Here is a 24,442-nt window from a genome sequence, read left to right on the forward strand (position 1 = left end):
TCGAGAGGCACCACCGGGCTTCGTCGCTCATTGCGAGGTCCCGCGAAGAGCTGTTGGAATCAGCGGCGCTCTGCCAGCTCGTGGGGCAGCGGCTCCGGATCTTCCAGCAGACGACCAGCCTTGCGGTCGGCCAGGTACTGCTTCATCTCTTCCTTGACCTTCGGCGCCAGGATGACCAGGCCGATGACATTGATGAAGATGCACATGAACAGCGCCGAATCGGCGAAGTCGAAGATGTTCTGCGTGGAGACCAGGCAGCCGATGACGACCAGGGTCAGCACGATGGTGCGGAAGATGTTGTCACCGATCCTGGACGTGCCGAAGAGGTGCCGCCAGGCCTGGATGCCGTAGTAGGACCAGGTGATCAGCGTGGAGAACGCGAACAGCAGCACTGCGATGGTCAGCACGATGTTGAAGCCGGGCAGGAAGGAGTCGAAGGCTGCGGAGGTCAGGCCCACCGGGTTTTCGGCACCGCCGGCATCCAGTGCCTCCTGGTACTCAGGCGTCCAGGCGAAGATGATGACCAGGGCGGTCATGGTGCAGATGACGACCGTGTCGATGAAGGGCTCGAGAGCAGCGTTGAATCCCTCGGAGATCGGGCGGCGGGTCCGGACTGCAGAGTGGGCGATCGGCGCGGAACCGATGCCGGCCTCGTTCGAGAACGCCGCACGGGTGACACCGATGATGATGACGCCGAGCACGCCGCCGGAGATGCCCTCCGGGGAGAAGGCGCCGTTGATGATGGCGCCGAAGGCCTCGCCGAGGTTGGCGAAGTTCACCGCGATGACGATGAGGCAGGCCAGCACGTAGATGATGGCCATGGCGGGGACCAGCTTGGCGGTGACCGCACCGATGGACTTGATGCCGCCGATGATGACGACGCCGACGAGCCCGGCGAACACCAGGCCGAAGATCAGGGCCGCGAGCTCAGAGCCGAAGATGCCCTCCTCGCCGCCGGTGGCGGCGCGCAGCTGGCCGAAGGCCTGGTTCGACTGGAACATGCCGCCGCCGACCACGCCGAAGAGCATGATGGCGATCGCGAAGAGACCAGTGATGATGGCCACGGGGATGCGACCGAGCCGGCGGTAGGCGACCTTGAGGTACTGGAAGGGTCCGCCGTGGACGATCCCGTTCTCATCGATATAGCGATATTTGACGCCCACCGTGCACTCGACGAACTTGGTGCACATGCCGAAGAGTCCGGCGATGATCATCCAGAAGGTGGCGCCCGGGCCACCCAGCGAGACCGCGGCGGCCACACCTGCGATGTTGCCGAGACCGACAGTGGCGGAGACCGCGGAGGTCAGCGCCTGGAAGTGGGAGACCTCACCGGGGTCCTTCTCGGTGGTCCACTTTCCGCGGAGCACCTCGAAGCTGACCTTCGGCGTACGAAACTGCACGAAGCCGAAGTAGATCGTGAAGCCGATGGCCGCCAGGATGGACCACAGCACGACGACCGGCGCGTCATAGCCGCCCAGCGGGATGGTGGCGAAGATGATTCCTGCGAAGACTTCTGTGACGCCGGCGAAGTAGCCGTCCACGGTGTCGGCGGTCTGCTGCAGCCTGGAGGTTTCCTCCCCCGCTGCCGCCAAGAAGGCGTATGCACTCATGGTGCTCATGTCATTCCCTCATTCGATGATCGGTGCAAGCGCGTGTGACCTCGCGCTCCGGGGTACAGCCCCGGGTTGCGCAATAATCTACTCCCCGACTGTTTCCGTCAGTTTGCGACACGCAATGAATGTGTATCGTGCATGTTTCCAGGTGGCGGAATATTGCACAAGAGAGAATTGTGCCATAGAACACAAAAACGGCCCAGATTCATGCTCGGGGAGCAGATTCTGGGCCGTCGGTCGGCTGTGCAGCCGTGTTGCGGCAGCGATGCCGCGGGGTGGATCAGCCGTCGATCCCCAGCTTGGCCAGCACGATCTCGCGGACCTTGCCGGCGTCGGCCTGGCCGCGGGTCTCTTTCATGACCGGGCCGATGAGCGCCCCGATGGCTTTGAGCTTGCCGGCGGCGATCTTCTCCACCACGTCGGGGTTCTCCGTCATGGCCTTCTCCACCGCAGCGGTCAGCGCACCGGAGTCGTCGGAGACGACTTCCAGCCCGCGGGCGGTGACGATCTCCTCCGGGGCGCCCTCCCCGGCGATCACATGTTCCAGGACCTGCCGGGCGATCTTGTCATTGATCCGGCCCTGCTCGATCAGCGCGTTCAGCGCGCTGATCGTGGCGGGCTGGACACCCAGGGCGGCAGGTTCGAGATCCCTGGCGTTGGCCAGCCGGGAGATCTCACCCATCCACCACTTCCGTGCCACGGCGGGGGCGACCCCGGCGGCCACGGTCTCGTCGAGCTCGTCGAGCAGACCGGCGGCGACCACGTCACGGAACTCCTGTTCCGAGAAGCCCCAGGCGGCGAGCAGCCGCCGCCTGCGATCGGCGGGCGGCTCGGGCAGCTGGGAGCGCAGCTCCTCGACCCAGGCGGCGGTGGTGACGATCGGGACCAGGTCCGGCTCCGGGAAGTAGCGGTAGTCATCGGCGTCGGACTTCGGGCGTCCCGAGCTGGTGGTGCGGGTGCCCTCCTGCCAGTGCCGGGTCTCCTGCACGATGGTGCCGCCGGCGGCGAGGATTCCGGCGTGGCGGCGCATCTCGAAGGTGACCGCGTGTTCGACGGCGCGCAGCGAGTTCACGTTCTTGGTCTCTGAGCGAGTGCCGAAGGTCGTGGTGCCCTTGGGCATCATCGAGACGTTGGCGTCGCAGCGGACGTTGCCGCGCTCCATCTTCGCATCCGAGATGTCCAGGCCCTTGACGATGTCGCGCACTGCGGAGACGTAGGCCCGAGCCAGTTCCGGACCTCGGGCGCCGGCGCCGACGATGGGCTTGGTGACGATCTCCACCAGCGGGATCCCGGAACGGTTGTAGTCCACCAGGGAGTAGTCCGCGCCCTGGATGCGCCCGGAGGTGCCGGCGTGGGTCAGCTTGCCTGCGTCCTCCTCCATGTGGGCGCGTTCGATCTCCACGCGGAAGATCTCGCCGTCGTCGAGCTCGATGTCGAGGTATCCGTCGAAGGCGATCGGCTCGTCGTACTGCGAGGTCTGCCAGTTCTTCGGAGTGTCCGGATAGAAGTACTGCTTGCGCGCGAAGCGGCAGTACTCGGCGATCTCACAGTTCAGCGCGAGGCCGAGCTTCACCGCGTACTCCACGGCCTTGCCGTTGACCACCGGCAGGGTGCCGGGCAGTCCCAGGCAGACCTCGTTGACGTTGGTGTTGGGCTCGTCGCCGAAGGCATTCGGCGCCGAGGAGAACATCTTGGTCTTGGTGTTGAGCTCCACGTGGACCTCGAAGCCGAGCACCGGGTCGAACTGCTCCAGCGCCTCTTCAAAGCTCAGCGGGGATGCGTCGGTCAGCGTGTCAGTCATCTCTTCCTTCACTTCCCGGCGGGGTGAGCCGCCGCTTCAGCCAACTCCGGGGCCTGGGCCCAGAATGGTTCGGCGTCCTGTGCCAGCAGCTTCTCCAGTGCCGCTCCGGCCCGGTAGACCCGGGCGTCCTCGCGGATCGGGGCGAGGAACTGGATGCCCACCGGCAGCCCGTCGGAGAGGCCGCCCGGCACCGAGAGTCCGGGGATCCCGGCGAGGTTGGCGGGGATGGTGGCCACATCGTTGAGGTACATCGCCAGCGGGTCGTCGTCCTTCTCCCCCAGCGGGAACGCCACGGTGGGCGAGGTCGGGGAGATCAGCACGTCGGCCTCGGTGAAGGCGGCGTCGAAGTCCTGCTGGATCAGCGTGCGGACCTTCTGTGCGGAGCCGTAGTAGGCGTCGTAGTAGCCGGCCGAGAGGGCGTAGGTGCCCAGGATGATGCGTCGTTTGACCTCATCGCCGAACCCGGCGGCGCGGGTGGAGCCCATGACCCGTTCGATGGTCAGCGGCCCGCCCTCGGGGAGGACCCGGGTGCCGTAGCGCACACCGTCGAACTTCGCGAGGTTGGAGGAGGCCTCCGAGGGCATGATCAGGTAGTAGGCGCCCAGCGCGTACTCGAAGCTGGGACAGTCGACCTCCACGATCTCGGCCCCGGCGGCGCGCAGCGCGTCCAGCGCCTCGTGGAACCGGGCCAGCACGCCCTCCTGATATCCCTCGCCCTGGAGCTGCTTGATCACACCGATCCGCAGGCCTTTGACATCGGCGCCGCGGACGGTCTCGGCCAGGGCCGGGACCTCCCCGGTGAGCGAGGTGGAGTCCTTCGGGTCGTGTCCGGCGATCAGCTCATGGAGCATCGCGGCGTCTTCGGTGGTGCGTGCCACCGGGCCGATCTGGTCCAGCGAGGAGGCCATCGCAATGGCCCCGTAGCGCGAGACCGCGCCATAGGTGGGCTTGCCGCCCACGGTGCCGGTCATGGCTCCGGGCTGGCGGATCGAACCGCCGGTGTCGGTGCCCAGTGCCAGCGGCGCCTCGAAGGCGGCGACCGCGGCCGCGGAGCCGCCGCCGGAGCCGCCGGGGATCCGGGTGATGTCCCAGGGGTTGCGGGTCACCCCGTAGGCGGAGTGCTCGGTGGAGGAGCCCATCGCAAACTCGTCCAGGTTGGTCTTGCCCAGGATGGGCAGCTTCGCGGCGCGCAGCTTGGTCACCACGGTGGCGTCGTAGGGGCTCATCCAGCCGTCGAGCATCTTGGAACCGGCGGTGGTGGGCTGACCCTCGGTGACGATCAGGTCCTTGACCGCGATCGGCACTCCGGCCAGCGGGTGCAGGGCCTCGGCCTCGGCGCCGCCGGCGACGCGGATCGCGTCCACCTCGGCCGCGGTGCGCAGCGCCTCCTCGGCGGAGACGTGCAGGAAGGCGTGGATGCCGCGCTCGCCGCCGTCGACGGCGGCGATCCGGTCCAGGTGCGCCTGGGTCAGCGCCACCGAGGTGATCTCCCCGGCACGCAGCTGCGCCGCCATCTCGGCGGCGGTGAGCCGGATCAGCTCATGGGTGTGGGTGGTCATATCGGGGGTCACTCCTCGTCCAGGATCGCCGGGACCTTGAAACGGCCGGCTTGAGCGTCAGGTGCATTGAGCAGCGACTGTTCAGCGGTGAAGACATGGCCGACCTCGTCCTCGCGGAAGACGTTGGTCAGCGGCAGCGGGTGGCTGGTGGCGGGGACCTCGCCGGAGACGGCCTCAGAGACGGTCGCCACGGAGTCCACGATGACGGCCAGCTCCTGCGCCATCTTCTCCAGCTCCTGCTCAGTCATGCTGATATGCGCGAGTCTTGCCAGATGCTCAACGTCTGCGCGCGAGATCTCAGACATGCAGCTCCCTCGGGGATCGGTGGTGGATGAACTCGGCCCAGTCTATCGGCCGGCACGACGACGGCGACCGCCCACCTTCATCGGTGAGCGGGCGCCGTCGTCGTGCCGGAGCGATCTCCTCCGCAGAGGGCGGAGCCGTTCGACGGCTCAGTCGGTGAGGTCCTCGACGGGCACCTCATAGCGCAGGATCGCGGCGACCGACCCCTGTGCCTGGGTGCCGAGGATCCCCACAGACGCGCCGACGCCGGCGGCTCCGGCGAGCAGCTCGTCCTCTTCGGGATCGCGCTCACGCGGCCGGAGCAGCAGGGTCTCCACGGCACCGAGTCGAAGGGCGGCCCGGATGGCCTCAGGGTCCTCCGCAGAACGCCCCTTTCCGCGGGCCTCCCCGAGGCGCTCGGTCTGTTCGTCGGCGCGCCGGATCACCACGCGACGAGCGATGACGGACAGCTCCTCGCGAAGCGCCTCTTCGGTGCCCTCATCGGCGCTGCCCGAGGGGATGCCGCCGCCTGTCTCGGCCTCCACCGTGAGCTTCCGCAGCGCATGCGGAAGCTCCTCATGCAGTGCACGGCGCCCCTGGACCTCCCCGGCGACGACGATCACGTCGGGCCGCCAAGAGTCGGCGATCTCCGCCACGCCGGCGGCGATGTCTCGGATGTTCCGCGCAGCGGCCTCATCGGCTGAGCGTTGGATCCGCTTGTGGCTCATTGCGCCCTCACGGGGCTTGTGCACCGATTCGACGCTGCCCCGGACCGTCTCCTCAGAGCCGGCGTCCAGCAGGTCGTCTCCTGTGACGACGAGACGGCGGATGACGGCCTGCTTCTGATCAGCGATGGCCACGAGCATCCGGGCCGCGGCGAGCCGATGTCGGATATAGGCGCCAAGCCGAGGCGGCTCCGCGAGCACGGCGAGATCCCCGGTCTCCTGGGCGGCGTCGAAGCGCTCTTCGAGCACCACGCGGGACCTGTCGGCCACCAGCACGCGACCCTCGGCCTGGACCTCCTGCGCCTTGGCGCTCGCGAGGGCCTCATCCAGAGAGGTCAGGGCCGCCTCGGAAGTGCCCGCATGAGCCAGCTGCGAGCGCAGGTCGTGCCAGCGCAGACGGATCTCGTTCGCGGCCTCGGCGGACGGGGAACGCGCTTCGAGGTAGACGGTGGCGAAGGGGCCTTCGGCCTCGTAGACGCCCCGGAGAGTCGACAGCTGCATGGGTGATCCTTCCTATGTGCGAGGAAGGTCGCGCAGGTTCTCCTGCACCGTCCGGCGCACGCGGTCTGTGGCAACAGATGACTGGTGCTGACGCTAGTCAACGTGCCGGGAGAAGGTCAACCGTCCTGCTCCTGGACGTCCACGACGACGACGGTGACGTTGTCACGTCCCCCGGCTCGCAGTGCCTGGTGGATCAGCCAATCCACGGTGTCCTGGGCGTTGCGTCCGGCGCCGAGGATGCGTTCCATCTCGGAGTCGTTCAGCTCTCCACTGAGTCCGTCGGAACAGATCATCAGTCGCTGACCGGCACGCACCGGGGAGCTGAAGTAGTCCGCGTCCCACATGTCGCCGGCACCCAGGGCCCGGGTGATGACGTTGCGCTGCGGGTGGCTGTGCAGCTCCTCCGCGGTGATGAGCCCAGATTCGAACATGTCCTGGACCTGGGAGTGGTCGCGGCTCAGCTGCTGCAGCCGGGAATCCTCGAAGAGGTAGGTGCGGGAGTCGCCGATGTTGAAGACGAGCCAGTTCAAGCCTTCTCCCTGGTCCGCCAGCAGCGCCCCGGAGACCGTGGTGCCGGCCTTGGAGTCTGTGGCCTCGCGGATCCGCTGGTCCGCCTCGGCCAGGAAGGTCTGGATCTGATCCCGGGCGACTCGTCCTTCGGCCTGGTTCCAGCCATCGGCCAGTGTCTGCACGGCCAGCGCCGAGGCGACCTCTCCGGCCTCATGTCCACCCATGCCGTCGGCCACGGCGAAGAGCGTGTCGGTGATCACCGAGGAGTCCTCGTTGAGTTCACGGCGAAGGCCCACGTGGGACCCGTATCCGTAGTCGAGGTAGAGGCCTGCGGGCTGGACCGGCTGCTCCCGGGGTTCCTCTGGACTGTCTGCGCTGGCTGCCACATCACCATCTTGTCACGGTGCCGGTCCATGTGGGGACGGTGTGGCGCGTTTCGCACTGCGCCAGCGCTGATCCCAGGCGGGGCTTCAGCGGTTATCGGCGAGGATCCCGGCCCCCTGGCCGCGCAGCAGCATGTACGGCTGGACCTCGCCGAAGCCGCGCACGATCCGCGGAGGCTGCGGGACCAGCAGGTAATCCGGGTCGGAATCCAGCGTCTGGGCGGTGACCTGGTCCACCAGGATCATGCCCGGATCCGCGAGCGAGGTCAGCCGGGCGGCGAGGTTCACGGTGGGTCCGTAGATGTCCCCCATCCGGGAGAGCACACGGCCCCAGACCACTGAGACCCGCGCCTCGGGCAGGACGTCGTCGGCGGCGATGGACTCCGCCAGGGCCAGCGCGATCTCGGCGCCGGCTTCGGGCGTCTCGGCGTTGTAGAGCACCTCGTCCCCGACGGTCTTGACCAGCCGGCCTCCGCCGATGGAGATGATCTCGGCACATTTCGACTCGAAGTGCTGCACCATATGCGCCAGCGTGCGCTCGTTCATCTGCCGCGACAGCGAGGTGTAGGAGACCAGATCGGCGAAGCCGACGGCGCGGGCCAGCGGCAGGGCGGCGTCATCCTCGGCCCCGGTGCGCCCCTGCTCGGTGGCCGCCAGGCCCGATTCCACCCGGACGGTGAGGCGCTGCAGGGCGGCCGAGAGCTGGCGGCGCCAGGTGTAGCCGATGAGCTTCTGGATCGGGTCGATCAGCTTGGGCAGCGTCTCCACGACCTGGGTGCGCGCCACCGCGTCGGAGAGCTGGCCGTTGGCGATCTTGTCCTCCACCAGGGCCTCGATCTGCCAGACCACCATGCGGTCGGTCATCTGGCCCACCGATCGGGTCATCGAGATCGCGGTCTCCTCGTTGAGGTGACCGTCGCGGACCAGCTCGATCATCGTGGCCAGCGCCTCGACGTCGGTCTCGGTGAAGGCCTTGACGTCGTCATCGAGGTTGGGGAAGCCGAGCGCCCGCCAGAGCCGCCGGGCCGAGCGGGTGGAGACCCCCAGCTGATGAGCCATCTCGCGGTAGGTGAGGGTGCGTTCGGCCCCGAGCAGCCGGCGCTCGAGCTCACGGATGGTGCGGTGCCATTCGCGCTGCTCCATGCTCGGGATCGGGATGGCTGCGGTCTCCGGGGAGCGTTCATGGCCGGTGAGTGCCGCGGCGCCGGCGCCGTCATCTGCGTCGGCGCCGGTGTCGCGCTCGGTCTGCGCCTCCCGGGCGGCGAGGCCGGCGCTGCGATCGACCAGCCCCTCAGCCCCCACGGCGCCGTCGGGGCCGGCGGTGATGCGGCCTTCCCCGGCTTCCTGCAGAACGGTCTGGCGGACCTGGCCCTGCAGCCGCGGGGAATGGAAGTCAGACCAGTCCTGGCGGGCCGCCTCGAGCTCAGCGGAGGAGTAGTTGACCGACACCTCGCGCGGCGGACCCTCGGCTCCTGCCGCCTCGGCGGAGCCGGCGGCCTCCGGGGAGAGGCTGGAGGGCTCACCGCTGAGCTCGAGGCCGCGGCTGGCACCGGGGGGCGTGTAGCGCACTGCCCGCCACGAGGCGTCGGTGTCTTCGCCGCCGAGGTAGACCGGTCTGGGGTCGTGTCCTGGCGGCGTGCCGGGCTCAGGCATAGTGTGCTTCTCCGTATCCTCCAGGAGCGGGTGCCTGGCTCGCGTACTGGGCAGCGACGTGCCGGCGATATTCGCCCAGCTCCTCGGCGATGACGGTCTGGAAATGCGCGGCGTCGGGCATGTTGCTCAGCCGGGTGCGCTGGTGCTGACCATAGGCCCCATGGAGCAGGACCAGGTCACCCGCCGCTGACGTGGACTGGAGGCGGGACTGCTTCAGCTGCACCTCGGAGAGCAGCCCCAGCGGCACCACGCTGGCCTGCGCGGCGCCGAGCAGGTTCTTCTGCACCAGGCGGTGACTGGTCAGGTAGGTCATGCGGTTGCCCCAGGTCAGCAGTGGCTTGAGTGTGCCGAAGGCGAGCGCGAGGAGCCCGCCGGCCCAGATCACGAAGACTCCGATGTGCTGGTAGTGCTCGACGAACTCGGGCTGATCGGCGCGGGCGATGTAACCCAGCAGGAAGCTCATCACCATCACGGTGACGAGGAAGTTCAGCAGCGCGGGGAGCAGCGCGCGGTGGTGGGCGCGGGTGCGGATGACCACCTGCTCGCCGTCGACCAGCTTGAGCTTCATCGCGAGCCACAGCCTCCTGCCGGTCTTCGTCCACGCTCCCCTAGCCAGGGCGCGCAAGTTCATATGCGATCTGCCGTGTCAGTCTACCGGGGGTGGCTGGGCACCGCCGCTGACCGCCCGGAGATGGGTCACGTCTCCGGCGGAGAAGGCTCTGAGCACGGGCGCACAGGGCTCCCAGTCACGCTCCGAGGCGGCGCGCCGCGCGATCACCTCCACCTGAAGCGCGCCCTGGGAGGTCAGCCGCTGCGCCACCCCGCGTTCGGCGCTGCCATCGGGGAGCTCCACACGGACCTCCTGGCCAAGGGTGGTCAGCACCTGACCGATCGTGTTGATCAGCACCTCGTCCACCGTCGCGGGGTCCTGCCGTGCGGCCTCCTCGATGCGGCCCAGCAGCTCCGCGAAGCGTTCCAAGAAGCAGCACAGCAGCTCGGTGCGAAGCTGCCCCGGCTCCTGGCTGCCCGCGGCGGGTCCTGATCCGATCTCCGCATCCGCGCCCCGGCGGTTGAGCTCGATCAGCACCGAGGTGGAGTTCTCGATGGGCAGCTGCTCAGGCGTCAGCAGCACGTTGATCCCGACCCCCAGCACGACGGCGCCCGGCACCGCGGTGGCCAGGATCCCGCTGACCTTCTTCGCCGGTCCGGAGGCCTGGGTCACCTGCACATCGTTGGGCCATTTCAAGACCGCGCGCTGATCCTCGGCATCCAGTCCGCAGTCCTGACGCAGCGTGTCCACCAGCGCCCGACCGGCGAGCATCGAGACCCAGCCCAGAAGCGCGGGATCAAGCTGCGGGCGCAGCACGATCGAGGTCGAGAGCGACGCCCCCTTCGGTGAGCTCCAGAGCCGACCCAGTCGACCCCGACCACCGGTCTGCTCCTCCGCGGTGAGCGCCGAGAGGTGCGGCCACGCCGTCGTCGCCTGCCGTGTCGGCTGCGGTCGCGACTGCGCCTCTTCGGCAAGCACCTGACTCAGCCACTCGTTGGTGGACCCGACCGACTCGATCCGCTGGATCCGGGCATAGGCTCCCCCGGCGTCGGTGTGGAGGCGTCGGGCGAGCAGGGCCTCATCGAGTGGTGGCAGCGCGGCAGTCATGAGCCCAGGCTAGGCCACGGGATCGGCGGGGACCCCTCAGAGGAAGGCGTCGGGGATCAGCTCGGCCTCGGGATCCACCGCATAGTCGGTGAAGTCCTCGACGCCCAGCTGGCGCAGCACCTGCTCGTCGGTGAGGAAGGCCCCGCTGATCGGGCGCAGCTTCCCATCGGGCGCGGCCGTGGTGACCTGGCCGGAGAGCATGGCCACGGCGGCGTCGGCGACGATGTCCACCCGTCGGGCTCCGCGGATCATGGTCTCGCCCTGCTCACCGGCGAGCGCGGCCAGGTTCCGGATCGCGGCGGTGTCGATATAGGTGGCGGGCCAGAGCGAGTTCACCGCCACGCCGTCTGGCTCGAGCTCGGCGGCCAGACCCACGGTGGTCATCGACATCCCGTACTTGGACATCGTGTAGGCCAGATGCCGACCGAGCCAGATCGGGTCCAGGCCGGCCTCGCTCAGCGCCAGCGGCGGGGAGAGGGTCAGGATCTGCGGGGTGAATTCCGGCTCCGCCGCTGCTCCTGCCGCAGACCCCGAGGCCGTGCCGTCGGCGGGGGCCCGGTGCTTCGCGGCGCTGGTGCGCAGGTGCGGAGCGGCGGTCTTCGAGAGCAGGAAGGTGCCGCGGACGTTGATGTCGTGCATCAGGTCGTAGCGCTTCATGTCCAGCACCTCGGTGGGTGAGAGATCGATCGCCGAGGCGTTGTTGATGACGATGTCGATCCCGCCGAAGGCCTCCACGGTCTGCTCGACGGCGGAGAGCACGTCCTCATCGCGGCGCACGTCGCCGACCACGGCCAGTCCCTGACCGCCGGCCGCCCGGATGTCCTCCACCGCGGTGTGCACGGTGCCGGCGAGCTTCGGGTGCGGGGTGTCGGTCTTGGCCAGCAGCGCCACGTTGGCTCCACGGGCCGCCAGTGCGACGGCGATGGCGTGTCCGATGCCCCGGGATCCGCCGGAGATCAGCGCGGTGCGTCCGGTGAGTTCGCCGGCGGCGGCGGGACTGGTCTTCGCGGCAGGTTCGGTGTCAGGTGTTGTGAACTGGGTCATAGGAGCACCCTACCGGTGAGTAACCATGGGTGGAAGCGTCTGGCTCCGTCCAAGCATGCAAGTCCCGTCTGGCTTTTTGTAGAGAGTCCACAGCGGAACGGCCCCCACCCGTGGATAGACTGGCCGCTGAATTGTGGACTTCCTCCAGCCTGCGATCGGAAAGGTGCCACCGCGCAGCCATGACGTCAGATCTCACCACCACCGCCGGCAAGCTGGCCGACTTCCGCCGGCGACGCGACAAGACCCATGCCCCTGCCGGGGAGGAAGCCGTCGCCAAGCAGCACAGCCGCGGGAAGAACACCGCCCGCGAACGCATCGACATGCTCCTGGATCCCGACTCCTTCGTCGAGCTCGACGCCATGGCGGTGCACCGCTCCAGCTCCTTCGGGATGGAGACCCGCCATCCGCTGGGCGACGGACTGGTCTCGGGCTACGGCACCATCGATGATCGCCTCGTCGCCGTCTACTCCCAGGACTTCACGGTCTTCGGCGGATCCCTCTCGAAGGTCAACGGGGAGAAGATCGTCAAGGTCCAGGAGTTCGCCGCCCGCAACGGCTGCCCGGTGATCGGGATCAACGACGGCGGCGGGGCGCGCATCCAGGAGGGCGTGTCCTCGCTGGCGATGTTCGCCGACATCTTCCGGAACAACGTCCACTCTTCTGGAGTGATACCGCAGATCACCCTGATCATGGGCCCTGCCGCCGGCGGCGCCGCCTACTCCCCTGCGCTGACCGACTTCGTGATCATGGTGGACAAGACATCCCACATGTTCATCACCGGGCCCGACGTCATCAAGTCCGTCACCGGTGAGGACGTCGACATGGAGACCCTGGGCGGGGCCCGGTCCCACTCCACGGTCACCGGAACGGCGGCCTATATGGCCTCCGACGAGGCCGACGCCGTGGAGTTCGCCAAGGAGCTGCTGGAGTTCCTCCCGCTGAACAACCTGGCGGAGGCCCCCATCGAGGACCATGAGGAGCGGCCCAAGATCGAGACCGGCGACGAGGCGCTGAATGCGCTGATCCCGGACTCCTCCTCCGCCCCCTATGACATGCGCGTCCTGATCGAACAGATCCTCGATGACGGCCACTTCCTGGAGCTGCAGAGCCTCTACGCCCCCAACGTCACCATCGGCTTCGGCCGGGTCGAGGGCCGCTCGGTCGGCGTGGTCGCGAACCAGCCCACCCAGTTCGCCGGCACCCTGGACATCGCCGCCTCCGAGAAGGCCGCCCGGTTCGTCCGCTTCTGCGACTCCTTCAACATCCCGATCCTGACCCTGGTCGACGTCCCGGGCTTCCTGCCCGGCACCGACCAGGAGTTCAACGGGATCATCCGGCGCGGCGCCAAGCTGCTCTACGCCTACGCCGAGGCGACGGTGCCGAAGATCACGGTGATCACCCGCAAGGCCTTCGGCGGCGCCTACATCGTGATGGGCTCCAAGAAGCTCGGCGCCGATGTGAACCTGGCCTGGCCCACCGCGCAGATCGGGGTGATGGGGGCCCAGGGCGCGGTGAACATCCTCTACCGGCGCGACCTCGCCGCGGTGGAGAAGTCCGGCGGGGACGTGGAGGGACGCCGGAAGTCGCTGATCGCCGACTACGAGGCCGAGCTGCTGAACCCCTACCAGGCGGCTGAGCTCGGCTACATCGACGCGGTGATCGAACCTGCCGAGACCCGCTGGCAGATCTCCAACGCCCTGCGCGCCACCCAGCACAAGCGCGAGGCGCTGCCGGCCAAGAAGCACGGAAACATTCCGCTCTAGAAGGGCTTCAGACCATGACCCACGCAATCCTGAGCACCGAGCAGCTCCCCGAGGCCGACGCCGCGGCGAGCGTCTCCACCGACGCGGCCGAGCCTGCCGCGACGCTCGTGTCTGATGCGTCCGTTGAGGCCGAGCCGGGCTCTGGCTCTGAGCAGGACTCCGAGGCTGAGCAGGATGCCGAGGCCGTGGACGGCTCGGACCTGCAGATGGCCGGAGGGACTCTCAACGATGAAGAGCTCGCCGCGGTGACCGCCGTGCTGGGCACCCTGGCCGGAGCCTCGGAGGTCGAGCACAACGGGGCCGGCAGCGCCGGCCCCAGCGACCGCACCCTGCAGCGGCGCCGTCGGCTCGGCCTGTGGGGTCGGCCCGGGCCGGACTCCTGGAAGCATGCGGCGGGCCTGCGATGACCCGCCTGATCCTCGGCTCCGCCTCGACCAGCCGAGCCCGCATCCTGACCCAGGCCGACGTGATCTTCACAGTCCGCGTCTCCGATGTCGACGAGCCCGCCGCGGTGGCCGCCGCCCAGGAGAAGCTCGACGGCGATCAGCTCACCCCGGCCATGGAGGCTCAGCTGCTCGCTGACCTGAAGGCCGCCGCCGTCGCGAATCTGCCCGGCATCAACAGCCGACCCTCGGTGATGGTGCTCGGCTGCGACTCGGTCTTCGAGCTCGACGGCGCCAGCTACGGGAAGCCCTTCGAGGTCGATGTCGCGGTGCAGCGCTGGAAGCAGATGCGCGGACGCACCGGGGTGCTGCACACCGGCCACGCCCTGATCGACGCCTCCACCGGCACCCGGGCCCAGCGCACGGTCTCCACCCGAGTCAGCTTCGGTGAGCCCACCGACGCCGAGATCCAGCGCTACGCCGAGTCCGGCGAGCCGCTGAACTGCGCCGGCGGCTTCACCATCGACGGCCGCGGCGCCGCCTTCATCGAGGCGATCGAGGGGGACCACCTCTCCGTCATCGGGGTCTCCCCCGCGGCGCTGCACTCGATGCTCGCCGAGCTGGGGCATTCCATCACCGACCTGTGGTCCCCGCCGCCCGCGGCCACCCACACCTGAGACTTCCCAGGGGCGGCACTTCCCGCGCCTGCAGACCCACCCTCACCGGTGGGCGACAGCGAAAGCAGAGAGAGGAACCATGACCGAGTTCACCAAGGTCCTGATCGCCAACCGCGGCGAGATCGCCGTGCGCGTCATCCGCGCCGCCCAGGACGAGGGGCTGGCCGCCGTCGCCGTCTATGCCGACCCGGACCGTGACTCGGTGCATGTGCGCATGGCCGACGAGGCCTACGCCCTCGGCGGCGCCACAGCCGCCGAGAGCTACCTGAGCATCCCGAAGATCCTCGCGGCGGCCCGGGCCACCGGCGCCGACGCCGTGCATCCCGGCTACGGGTTCCTCTCCGAGAACGCCGAGTTCGCCCAGGCCGTGATCGACGCCGGGCTGACCTGGATCGGGCCCTCGCCGAAGGCCATCGACATCCTCGGAGACAAGGTCTCGGCGCGGCAGCTCGCCGAGCGGGTGGGTGCGCCGCTGGCGCCGGGCACCAAGGAACCGGTCAAGGACGCCAAAGAGGTCATGCGCTTCGCCGAGAAGCAGGGACTTCCGCTGGCCATCAAGGCCGCCTACGGCGGCGGCGGCCGCGGCATCAAGGTGGTGCGTGAACACGATGAGATCGCCGAGCTCTTCGAATCCGCGGTGCGCGAGGCGGTCTCCGCCTTCGGTCGCGGCGAGTGCTTCATCGAACGCTTCCTGGACTCCCCGCGCCATGTCGAGACCCAGTGCCTGGCGGACGAACATGGCAACGTCGTCGTCGTCTCCACCCGGGACTGCTCGCTGCAGCGGCGGAACCAGAAGCTCGTCGAGGAGGCCCCGGCGCCGTTCCTGACCCGGGCTCAGAACCGGCAGCTCTACCGGTCCTCCAAGGCCATCATGCGTGAGGCCGGCTATGTGGGCGCCGGCACCTGCGAGTTCCTCATCGGTCAGGACGGCACCATCAGCTTCCTGGAGGTCAACACCCGGCTGCAGGTCGAGCACCCGGTCTCCGAGGAGGTCACCGGCATCGACCTGGTCCGTGAGCAGTTCCGGATCGCCCGGGGCGAGCGCCTGGGCTACGAGGATCCGGAGATCCGCGGGCACAGCATCGAGTTCCGCATCAACGGGGAGGACCCGGGGCGCAACTTCATGCCCGCACCGGGCACCCTGGAGACCTTCGATCTTCCGCACGGGCCCGGCGTCCGGGTGGACTCCGGCGTCCACGCCGGGGAGACGATCTCCGGAGCCTTCGATTCGATGATCGCCAAGGTCATCATCACCGGCGCCACCCGCGAGCAGGCGCTGCGCCGTGCCCGACGCGCGCTGAAGGAGATGAAGGTCGAAGGCATGCCCACGGTTCTGCCCTTCCACCGTGCGGTGCTCGAAGACATCGCCTTCGCCCCCGAGCTGGTCCCTGCCGCCGCGACCCAGCCCTCCTCAGGCGCAGGAGCAGCTGGCGGCCACGGCAACGCGGTCTCCCAGGCCGCGGAGCGGCTGGCACGACGCCGGGCGCCCGCCGCCGAGAGTTTCAGCGTGCACACGCGGTGGATCGAGACCGAGTTCAACAACCAGATCCCGCCGTACAACGCGCTCATGGCCCACCCGGCCCACGACCATGAGGAGCCGCGCGAGTCGGTGGTGATGGAGGTCAACGGCAAGCGCATCACGGTGAACCTGCCCGCGGCCCTGGCCGGCGGCAAGCTCGGCGGCAAGCCCGCCGGGGGCAAGAAGCGGCGCAAGGCGCGCAGCACCTCCGCCGCGGCGGTCTCTGGGGATGATCTGACCTCACCGATGCAGGGCACGATCGTGAAGGTGGCCGCGAAGGACGGCGCGAAGGTCGCCGAAGGAGATCTGGTGCTGGTCCTGGAGGCGATGAAGATGGAGCAGCCCATCACCGCGCACAAGGCCGGCCGGTTGAAGGGGCTCAAGGCCAAGGCCGGGTCCACCGTGACCGCCGGCCAGGTCGTGGCCAGCATCATCGACTGATCCTCCCCCAGCAGATCCTCCGCATCGCGACAAACGGGTGTGGTCAGCGTGTGGAGGGAAGTCCCCGGGGTGGTGCGGGTGGTCAGCCCTGCCGGGCGGTGACCAGCTCGCGGACTCTGCTGTAGAGCGGATCTGCCGGTTGCAGCCCGGTGATCTGGGTGGTCAGCGCGTCGGCGTCGAGCTCGGTGAGCAGCTTCTGCAGCTGCCGGGTCTGCTCATCGGCGGCCGACTCGAAGTGCAGCGCCGCCTCGACGACGGCGAGCAGCCCCTCCACGCTCAGGCCGCGCTCCGCCGCCTCCACGGCGGGCCCGATCAGGCGTTCGTGCCGGGAGAGCTTGCGCAGCGGCTGCCGACCCACCCGATCCACGGTGTCTGGAAGCTCCGGGTTGCGGAAGCGCTCCAGGATGGTCGCTCGGTAGGCGGCCATCTCCTCGGGGGCGAAGCCGTGCTTGTCCACCAGCAGCGCCGAGGTCTCCTCGAGGGCGGCACGGACTCCGGCGAAGACCGTCTCATCGGTCAGCGCCTCGGCGATCGTGCTGCGGCCCGCGCGGAACCCCAGGTAGGCGGTGGCGGCGTGGCCGGTGTTCACGGTGAAGAGCTTGCGCTCGATATAGGGGCCGAGGTCGTCCACGAAGTGGGCGCCCGGGATGTTCGGCCGGTCCTCACCGAAGGGTCCTGCTTCGATGGCCCATTCGTAGAACGGCTCCACGGTGACGTCGACTCCTCCGTCGACGGGCTGTCCCGGGACGATCCGGTCCACCGCGGTGTTGGCGAACACTGCCCGGGCCGAGAGCATCTCCCACTGCTCCCCGGCGAGCTCCTGCACATGGTCGCGCAGCGTGTCGGTGGCGCCCAGCGCGTTCTCGCACGCCATGATCTGCAGCGGCTGGGCCTCGGCCGGGCGCTGCAGCAGGCCGGAGAGCACATGCGGGGCGATGAACTTCAAGATGGCAGGTCCCACGGCGGTGGTGACCACATCCGCGGAGGCGACCTCTGCGGCCACCGCCTGCGGGTCCTCGGTGCTGTTCAGTGCCCGGAAGTTCGTGACCTCCCGATCGACGCCACCGGCTCCGACCTCGTGCACGGTGTAGCTGCGCGCTTCCGAGAGCGCGTCCACCAGGGGTGCTGCGACGTCGGAGAAGACCACCTCATAGCCTCCCTCGTGCAGCAGGGTTCCTACGAAGCCGCGGCCGATGTTTCCCGCGCCGAAATGGACTGCCAGCATGTTGACTCCCGAAGGTTGAGTGCTCAGATGTATGTGGTGTGTGCAGCGGCGAAGGGGGTGCGCCACCGGTGATCCGTGTGACGCACCCCCTTCGGCTCAGCGGGTGCCCGCGGGCACCGGTGTCAGCCCAGGCTCAGCCGGCGTTGACCGCCGAGAGCAGCGTCAACAGCTCCTCCTCGGAGGAGGCCTGCTTGAGCTTGGCGACCTCCGCGTCGTCGGAGAAGAGCTCAGCGATCTTGGAGAGGATCTCCAGGTGCTCGTCACCGACCCCGGCGATGCCGATCACGAAGGTGACCTTCTCTCCGGCCCAGTCCACGCCGCCGTCGTAGCGGGTCACCGAGAGGGCCGAGGCCAGAACAGCTGACTTCGCGTCGTTGGTGCCGTGTGGGATGGCCAGCTCGTTGCCCATGTAGGTGGAGACCGTGGCCTCGCGCTCCTTCATGGCCCTGAGGTACTCCTCGGTCACCGCGCCGGCTGCGCCGAGGATCTCGGCCGCTTCGGTGAGCGCCTCGTCCTGGGTGGCGGAGCCGGTGTGGATGCGGACCTGCGAGCGGGTCAGGATCTGTGAGTCGCTGCGCACACGGGTGTCCATGGCGACTCCCCCGGCGGAGGACTCGTGCGAGTCGACACCGTCATCAGCATCCCGCCCGGAGGACCTGGCCTCGCTCTGCCGGATCAGCGTGACGACGTCGTCGTACTCCGGGGCGTTCATGAAGCTGTCCACCGAGACGTGCACCGCCTGCGGCTCCTTGGCGCGTGCCCGATCGGTGAGCTGCTGCTGGGTGATGACCAGATCGGCGTCCCCCGGCAGCGAGGCGACGGCCTTGTTGGTGACCGTGACGCCTTCGATGCCTGCCCCGGAGATCTTCTTGCGCAGCACCGAGGCGCCCATCGCGGAGGAGCCCATGCCGGCGTCGCAGGCGAAGATGATGTTCGTGATCTTCTGCGCCGGGACCTGGGTCGCGGCGGAGAGGTTCGCCAGATGTGAGGAGGACCTGCCCTTGTTCGCCTCGGTCTTCGCCACGGCCGCCGCGAAGCTGTCCTCATTCGCCGCAAGATCACGCTTCCGGCTGGAGAGCAGGATGACCGAAGCGACCGAGAAGGTCACCGTTGCCGAGAGGATCACCGAGAGGATGACCCCGACGTAGGAGCCCTGCGCGGTCTGTGCCACCACCGCGATGATCGAACCCGGTGCGGCGGGGGCTCGCAGACCCGACTCGAAGACCATGTTGGTGCCGACGCCCGTGGCGCCGCCGGCGATCATGGCGATCAGCAGCGCTGGCTTCATCAGCACGTAGGGGAAGTAGACCTCGTGGATGCCGCCGACGAACTGGATGAGCAGAGCACCGGGGGCGGTGGCCCGTGCAATGCCGGTGCCGAAGATCGAGAAGGCCAGCAGGACGCCGAAGCCGGGCCCCGGGTTGGCCTCGAGCAGGAACAGGATCGACTGGCCGTTCTCAGCCGCATCCGCGATGCCCAAGGGCGTCAGCACACCGTGGTTGATGGCGTTGTTGAGGAAGAAGACCTTCGCTGGTTCGATGATGACCGAGGTCAGCGGCAGCAGATTGGTCTCGATGAGCCAGCGCACCGCGTTGCCCATGACATCCATCAGCGCGTTGATCGCCGGAGCGACCCAGTAGAAGCCGGCGAGGGCCAGCAGGAAGCCGCCGATGCCTGCGGAGAACATGTTGACCAGCATCTCGAAGCCGGACTTGATCTTGCCCTCCCACAGCTTGTCGAGCTGCTTGATCGCGTAGGCGCCCAGGGGACCCATGATCATCGCACCGATGAACATGTGGACCTGCCCCAGTTCGCCGGCACCCTCTGGGAGGGTCGCGTTGAACTGGGCGACGAGCCAGTCGGAGCCAGCGATGACGCCCATGGTGGCGATCGCGCCGACGACGGCACCGCGCGTGTCGTAGATCATCCGGCCACCCTGCATGGCGATCAGGATCGGCAGCAGGTAGTGGATCATCGGACCGACGATCGAGGCGAGCGCCTCGTTCGGGAACGGACCGACCTCGATGAACAGCGCGGTGATGATGCCCCAGGCGATCAGGGCGGGGATGTTGGGCATGATCATGCCCGACAGGAATGAGCCGAATCGCTGGACGGCCACACGTGTGCCGCCCCGATCCTTCGTCTCAGCTGACACCGTTGTCATGACGGAGCCTCTTTCTTGTGATGGTGAGACGCCCCCTGCGGGTGCGTCAAAGGTGTCGGCCCTGGAACGAGGGCCGGTCTCAGCGACTTAGGCGATGATTCAGTTGTTCAGTCGTGGTTCAGGACTTCTGCGCCGCGGTCTGTGCGGCTTCCCGCGCCTGCGCCGCGGTGGCGGCACCAAGCGCGGCGGCGGCGATGGAGCGTGCCTCCTCCAAGGTGTGCAGCTTCAGCTCGGCCCGCACATCTGCGAGCGCGGCCGGAGACATCGAGAGCGTGTTCACGCCGAGTCCGACCAGGACGACGGCGAGCAGCGGGTCCGCGGCGGCCTCGCCACAGACTCCGACGGGCTTCTTCGAAGCGATCCCGGCGGCGCCGACTTCACGGATCAGCCGCAGCACCGCGGGGTGCCAGGGATCCTGCAGGGACGCCACGGAACCGAGCAGGCGGTCGGCCGCCATCGTGTACTGGGTCAGGTCGTTGGTGCCGATGGAGGCGAAGTCGGTGCGTGTGAGCAGCTCATCGGCCATCAGCGCGATCGAGGGGACCTCCACCATGACCCCGGCCGTCTGCAGGCCGTGCTCCTTGGCCAGCGCCGTGAACGCTTCGGCCTCCTCCACGGTGGAGACCATCGGAGCCATCACCCAGACGTCGGCATCGGTGTTCTCCTGCGCCTGGGCCAGGGCGGTGAGCTGGTCCGTGAGGATCTGCTCATTGGCCATCAGCGCGCGCAGTCCGCGCAGACCCAGTGCCGGGTTCTCCTCGGGCGCGTCGTTGAGGAAGCTCAGCGGCTTGTCAGCGCCGGCGTCGAGGGCTCGGACCACCACCTTCTGGCCGGGGAAGGCCTCGAGCACCGACTGGTAGGCCTCGCGCTGCTCTTCCACCGAGGGCGCCTCGTCGGCGCTGAGGAAGAGAAACTCGGTGCGGAAGAGCCCCACACCTTCGGCGCCCAGCGCCACCGCCTTGGCCGAGCTCTTGGCCGAGCCGAGGTTCGCCAGCAGCGGCACCGCGGTGCCGTCTGCCAGGGCGCCCGGAGTCACCGGTGCCACGGCCTCCGCCGCATGCGCGGCGCGGCGGGCCTCGGCCTCGTCGAGCTGCTCCTGGGTCGGATCAGCGATCACCGCGCCGGCTCCGGCGTCGACGATCACCTGCTGGCCATCCAGAAGGCTCTCGGCCTCGGCGACGCCGACGATGGCGGTGATGGACTTCTCGCGCGCCAGGATCGCGGTGTGCGAGGTCGGTCCGCCCTGGATGGTCACCAGGGCGAGGACCTGGTCCAGGTTCAGCAGCGCGGTGTCCGCCGGCGCCAGATCCTCGGCAACCAGGATGAACGGGTGTCCGGGGTCCGGGATGCCCGGGGCGGGCAGCCCACGCAGGCTGGCGATCACGCGCTGGGACACGTCGGAGAGGTCCGAGGCGCGCTCGCCGAGATAGCCGCCGAGCGCCTCCAGCGTGGCGCGGAACTCGGCGAAGGCCTCGTGCACGGCGTATTCGCCGGTCTTGCCCGCCTTCAGCCGGGTCGCCACGGCGTCGTGCAGGGTCGGGTCCTGGGCCATCATGGCCTGAGCCTCGAGCACGTCGCGGGCCATGCCGCCGGCGGTGCGGCCGCGGGCTTCGAGCTCGGCGGCCACTTCGGCGACTGCCACCTGCACCCGCTGCGTCTCAGCGTCGGCGCTGAGCGCGGAGGCTTCATCCGCGGGCGCCGGCGGCGGAGCGGACATTCGGGCCACGGGTCCCGCGGCGATGCCCCTTCCGACGCCGATTCCGGAGAGCTCCGGCATCAGGAGGCCTCGTCGTGGTCGGTGGTCAGGAACTGCTCCAGGCTCTCCAGGGTCTGCTCCTCGTTCCCGCCTTCGGCGGTGAGCACCACCTGATCGTTCTTCTCCACGCCGAGGGAGAGCACCCCGAGGATGCTGGCCGCGTTGACGGACTTCTCACCCTTGGCGATCGTCACCTGCGCGCCGGAGGCCTGGGCGGCCTCCACGAACAGCTTGGCCGGACGTGCGTGCAGCCCCTGGGAGGAGGCGACGGTGACAGTGCGAGTGGAGCTCATGAGAGTCCCTTTCGGGTTGATGCGGCGGCGGCCGCGTCGGGCATGGGGAGGGCCTCGAGGATCAGCGCCAAGGCGCTGGTGCCTTCGAGGTCGGTGTAGATGTCTGCCGGAAGCAGTCTCACCACGGTGCCTGCCGGCGCGGTGAGTCCTTGGATGTCCTCCAGCGAGTCCGCCAGATGCGGGCCCAGGAGGATCAGATCTGCGGAGTCGAGATCATGCAGCAGGGAGGCCTGGTTTCCTGCGCGCACTGCGTAGGGCACGCCGGCCAGGCGCATCGCCTTCTTCACACGCTGTGCCACGAAGGTGCTGGACGCGCCAGCACCACAGACCACCAGGATCTCCATTGATCTCACACTCCTTCCTCCTCGATTGTGCAGTGATTCAGGGCACACTGCACCGGCGTGGGGCCGAGAGTTCTTTCCGCCGGGGAGGAAGAATCGCCCGGCCGATGTGGCCGGCCGGTAAGGTTTGAGCGTGGACCGGATGAGCAGACGCCAGGAGCAGCTGATCAACCTGCTCCTGCGTGAGCCCGGGTGGATCACCGCAGGCTCGCTGGCTGACCTGCTCGGCGTCACCCCGCGCAGCGTCAGGTCCTATATCGCTCAGCTCAATGCACGCGCCCCCGCTGGACCTCAGGCCGCTGCTCCTCACCCGGCCTCTTCCGACTCCAGCACCTCAAACTCCGCGGCACCTCGTTCGACCGTCGCGCACTCGGCATCCGCCCATCCGACGGCGCTGATCGAATCGGGGCCCGCCGGATACCGGGCGGACCGGGCCGCACTGGCAGCGCTGCGCAGCGACTCCGGCCGCGCCTCGACCCGGGACCGGCTCCACGGCCTGGTGCACGAGCTGCTCGAGGCGCAGAACGGGATCGATCTGCGCCGCACCGCCGAACGCCTCTATGTCTCCATGGCCACGGTGGAGGCCGATCTGGTCCGGGTCCGCGAGCTGCTGGCCGGCACCGGCAACACCATCCAACGTTCAGGCGCGCGTGCGCTGCTGGTCGGCGATGAGCTCGCCCAGCGGCGGCTGGTCTCGAAGCTCGCCCATGAAGAGATGGAGCACGGCTCCTTCGACGGCGAGGGCCTGCGCCGTGCGGCGGGACTGGGGTCTCTGGAGGCGGAGGCCTTCGGTCCGTTCAAGCGAGAACTGGCGGCCCAGCTGGCCGAGCAGGGCTACTACGTCAACGAGTTCGCCTCCGCCGATGTGGTCCTGCACGTGGCCATCGCCGCCGACCGGGTCAGCCACGGCCACCCGCTGGAGGGGACCCATCTGCAGCCCAGCGCCCAGCAGGAACGGCTGGCCGGCGTCGTCGGGGCTCTGGCCTCCCAGCACTTCGGAGTGAGTCTGGGCCAGGGCGACCTGCAGCATCTGGCCTCGCTGGTGCTGACCCGGGTGGTCGCCTCGGACGGCAGCGCGGGCACCGAGGTGCCGCTGGACCCCGAGGTGGAGCGGGCGGTGATCCGCGCCGTGGGCCACGCCGCGGAGGAGTATCTGGTGGACATCGCCCACGCCGACTTCATCCGGCGACTGAGCCTGCACGTGCAGAATCTGGTCCATCGGGCGCGGGAGCAGGCCTTCTCACGCAATCCGCTGACCAAGTCGCTGAAGTCCAGCTATCCGATGATCTTCCAGGTCGCGGTCTCCATCGCCAGCGACATCACCGAGCAGCTGGACGTGCTGATCCGCGAGGATGAGATCGCCTACATCGCAATGCATGTGGGCGGCCGACTGGAACGCAGCCGCCGCGCCGAGGCCGCGCTGACCGCGACCATCGTCTGCCCCGGTTACTACGAGCTCCATGACCTGCTGCGCTCGCGGCTGGATGAATCACTCGGGCCTGGCATCGAGGTCACCGCGGTGGAGACCCGGACGGATCCTGACTGGGCTGGAATGGACACCGATCTGGTGCTGACCACGATCGAACCCCCGGTGCCCGATGAGCGCACGATCCAGCTTGCCCCGTTCATCACCGACGCCGACATGCAGCGCATCGCCGCGGTGGCGTCGAGGCGTCGTCGCACCCGGCGGCTCACCCGGCTGCGCGGAGAGCTGGAGCGCTACTTCAGCCCCGATGCCTTCCTCCGCCCGCTCCGGGCGAAGGACGAAGAAGATGCGATCCGCCAGCTCAGCGCACCGCTCCTCGCCCAGGGCATCATCGATGAGGACTATGTGCGCGGCACGATCGAGCGCGAGCGGCTCTCCTCCACGGCCTTCACCGAGTCCCTCGCGGTCCCGCACGCGCTGACCATGACGGCGCGGCGCACCGCGCTCTCGATCGGGATCGCCGAGGGTTCGATCCGCTGGGGCGAAGGGCGCATCCAGGTCGTGGCCCTGGCGGCGTTCTCCGAGTCCGAGCGCGATGCGTTCCAGACCGTCTTCGAGCAGCTCGTGGAGGTGCTCAGCGAACGGGAGTCGCTGCAGCGGATCCTGCGTCGGGGCACCGACTTCGGCGGGTTCCTCGATGAGCTGGTCGCGGTCATCGACGGCTGA

20 protein-coding genes are annotated in these 24,442 nt (G+C 68.7%); 5 read left to right on the top strand and 15 right to left on the bottom strand.

Translation table 11 applies throughout. The features are described 5' to 3' along the window. Nucleotides 1–59: 59 nt before the first annotated feature. The 10 genes from LTH93_RS07150 to LTH93_RS07195 all read right to left on the bottom strand — a co-directional run bounded on the left by LTH93_RS07150 (nt 60) and on the right by LTH93_RS07195 (nt 11,728). Nucleotides 60–1,619: an alanine/glycine:cation symporter family protein gene (locus LTH93_RS07150; RefSeq protein WP_241465326.1), complete on the bottom strand. Its 1,560-nt coding sequence runs from the start codon at nt 1,617–1,619 to the stop codon at nt 60–62. Between the two features lie 274 nt (nt 1,620–1,893). Beyond that, entirely contained in the window at nt 1,894–3,414 is a 1,521-nt protein-coding gene (gene gatB, locus LTH93_RS07155; protein ID WP_241470550.1) for an Asp-tRNA(Asn)/Glu-tRNA(Gln) amidotransferase subunit GatB, read from the bottom strand. A gap of 8 nt (nt 3,415–3,422) precedes the next feature. Then, nucleotides 3,423–4,973 (bottom strand): Asp-tRNA(Asn)/Glu-tRNA(Gln) amidotransferase subunit GatA, encoded by a 1,551-nt coding sequence (gene gatA / locus LTH93_RS07160; protein WP_241465328.1) that lies wholly within the window; start codon nt 4,971–4,973, stop codon nt 3,423–3,425. An 8-nt stretch (nt 4,974–4,981) separates the two neighbouring features. Next, nucleotides 4,982–5,278, bottom strand: coding sequence for an Asp-tRNA(Asn)/Glu-tRNA(Gln) amidotransferase subunit GatC (gene gatC / locus LTH93_RS07165; protein WP_241465329.1), 297 nt, complete (start codon nt 5,276–5,278; stop codon nt 4,982–4,984). A 147-nt stretch (nt 5,279–5,425) separates the two neighbouring features. Next, on the bottom strand, nt 5,426–6,481 hold the full coding sequence (locus tag LTH93_RS07170; RefSeq protein WP_241470551.1) for a baeRF2 domain-containing protein: 1,056 nt from the start codon (nt 6,479–6,481) through the stop codon (nt 5,426–5,428). A gap of 116 nt (nt 6,482–6,597) precedes the next feature. Then, entirely contained in the window at nt 6,598–7,377 is a 780-nt protein-coding gene (locus LTH93_RS07175; RefSeq protein ID WP_241465331.1) for a PP2C family protein-serine/threonine phosphatase, read from the bottom strand. Nucleotides 7,378–7,461: 84 nt separating this feature from the next. Further along, nucleotides 7,462–9,027, bottom strand: a complete 1,566-nt coding sequence (locus LTH93_RS07180) for an adenylate/guanylate cyclase domain-containing protein (protein WP_370642710.1) — start codon at nt 9,025–9,027, stop codon at nt 7,462–7,464. Then, a complete protein-coding gene (locus LTH93_RS07185) occupies nt 9,020–9,595 on the bottom strand; it encodes a hypothetical protein (RefSeq protein ID WP_241465332.1) in 576 nt (191 codons plus the stop codon). Before LTH93_RS07185 ends, LTH93_RS07180 begins: the two co-directional genes overlap by 8 nt. Before the next feature lie 78 nt (nt 9,596–9,673). Then, nucleotides 9,674–10,684: a biotin--[acetyl-CoA-carboxylase] ligase gene (locus tag LTH93_RS07190; protein ID WP_241470552.1), complete on the bottom strand. Its 1,011-nt coding sequence runs from the start codon at nt 10,682–10,684 to the stop codon at nt 9,674–9,676. Between the two features lie 36 nt (nt 10,685–10,720). Next, nucleotides 10,721–11,728 (bottom strand): SDR family NAD(P)-dependent oxidoreductase, encoded by a 1,008-nt coding sequence (locus tag LTH93_RS07195; RefSeq protein ID WP_241465334.1) that lies wholly within the window; start codon nt 11,726–11,728, stop codon nt 10,721–10,723. Between the two features lie 179 nt (nt 11,729–11,907). Here LTH93_RS07195 and LTH93_RS07200 point away from each other — a divergent pair, with 179 nt between their 5' ends. From LTH93_RS07200 to LTH93_RS07215, 4 genes are all read left to right on the top strand, one after another. Further along, a complete protein-coding gene (locus tag LTH93_RS07200) occupies nt 11,908–13,491 on the top strand; it encodes an acyl-CoA carboxylase subunit beta (protein WP_241465335.1) in 1,584 nt (527 codons plus the stop codon). Nucleotides 13,492–13,505: 14 nt separating this feature from the next. Continuing rightward, complete coding sequence (locus LTH93_RS07205) at nt 13,506–13,898, top strand: acyl-CoA carboxylase epsilon subunit (protein WP_241465336.1); 393 nt, start codon at nt 13,506–13,508, stop codon at nt 13,896–13,898. Beyond that, nucleotides 13,895–14,551, top strand: a complete 657-nt coding sequence (locus tag LTH93_RS07210; protein ID WP_241465337.1) for a Maf family protein — start codon at nt 13,895–13,897, stop codon at nt 14,549–14,551. Before LTH93_RS07205 ends, LTH93_RS07210 begins: the two co-directional genes overlap by 4 nt. 79 nt (nt 14,552–14,630) lie before the next feature. Next, a complete protein-coding gene (locus LTH93_RS07215) occupies nt 14,631–16,511 on the top strand; it encodes an ATP-binding protein (RefSeq protein ID WP_241470553.1) in 1,881 nt (626 codons plus the stop codon). Nucleotides 16,512–16,593: 82 nt separating this feature from the next. On the opposite strand, the gene LTH93_RS07220 is transcribed toward LTH93_RS07215, so the two are convergent. The 5 genes from LTH93_RS07220 to LTH93_RS07240 all read right to left on the bottom strand — a co-directional run bounded on the left by LTH93_RS07220 (nt 16,594) and on the right by LTH93_RS07240 (nt 22,293). Beyond that, entirely contained in the window at nt 16,594–17,736 is a 1,143-nt protein-coding gene (locus LTH93_RS07220; protein ID WP_241465339.1) for a mannitol-1-phosphate 5-dehydrogenase, read from the bottom strand. 133 nt (nt 17,737–17,869) lie between these two features. Further along, nucleotides 17,870–19,900, bottom strand: a complete 2,031-nt coding sequence (locus LTH93_RS07225; protein ID WP_241465340.1) for a PTS mannitol transporter subunit IICBA — start codon at nt 19,898–19,900, stop codon at nt 17,870–17,872. A gap of 118 nt (nt 19,901–20,018) precedes the next feature. After that, nucleotides 20,019–21,677, bottom strand: a complete 1,659-nt coding sequence (gene ptsP / locus LTH93_RS07230; protein WP_241470554.1) for a phosphoenolpyruvate--protein phosphotransferase — start codon at nt 21,675–21,677, stop codon at nt 20,019–20,021. Continuing rightward, entirely contained in the window at nt 21,677–21,949 is a 273-nt protein-coding gene (locus LTH93_RS07235; RefSeq protein ID WP_241465342.1) for an HPr family phosphocarrier protein, read from the bottom strand. The genes ptsP and LTH93_RS07235 overlap by 1 nt, the downstream gene beginning before the upstream one ends. Continuing rightward, nucleotides 21,946–22,293 (bottom strand): PTS sugar transporter subunit IIB, encoded by a 348-nt coding sequence (locus tag LTH93_RS07240; protein WP_241465343.1) that lies wholly within the window; start codon nt 22,291–22,293, stop codon nt 21,946–21,948. Before LTH93_RS07240 ends, LTH93_RS07235 begins: the two co-directional genes overlap by 4 nt. A 139-nt stretch (nt 22,294–22,432) precedes the next feature. On the opposite strand from LTH93_RS07240, the gene LTH93_RS07245 reads away from it, so the two are divergent. Further along, complete coding sequence (locus LTH93_RS07245) at nt 22,433–24,442, top strand: BglG family transcription antiterminator (protein WP_241470555.1); 2,010 nt, start codon at nt 22,433–22,435, stop codon at nt 24,440–24,442.

Origin of the sequence: Nesterenkonia sp. DZ6, assembly GCF_022565835.1 — a bacterium.
GTDB lineage: Bacteria > Actinomycetota > Actinomycetes > Actinomycetales > Micrococcaceae > Nesterenkonia.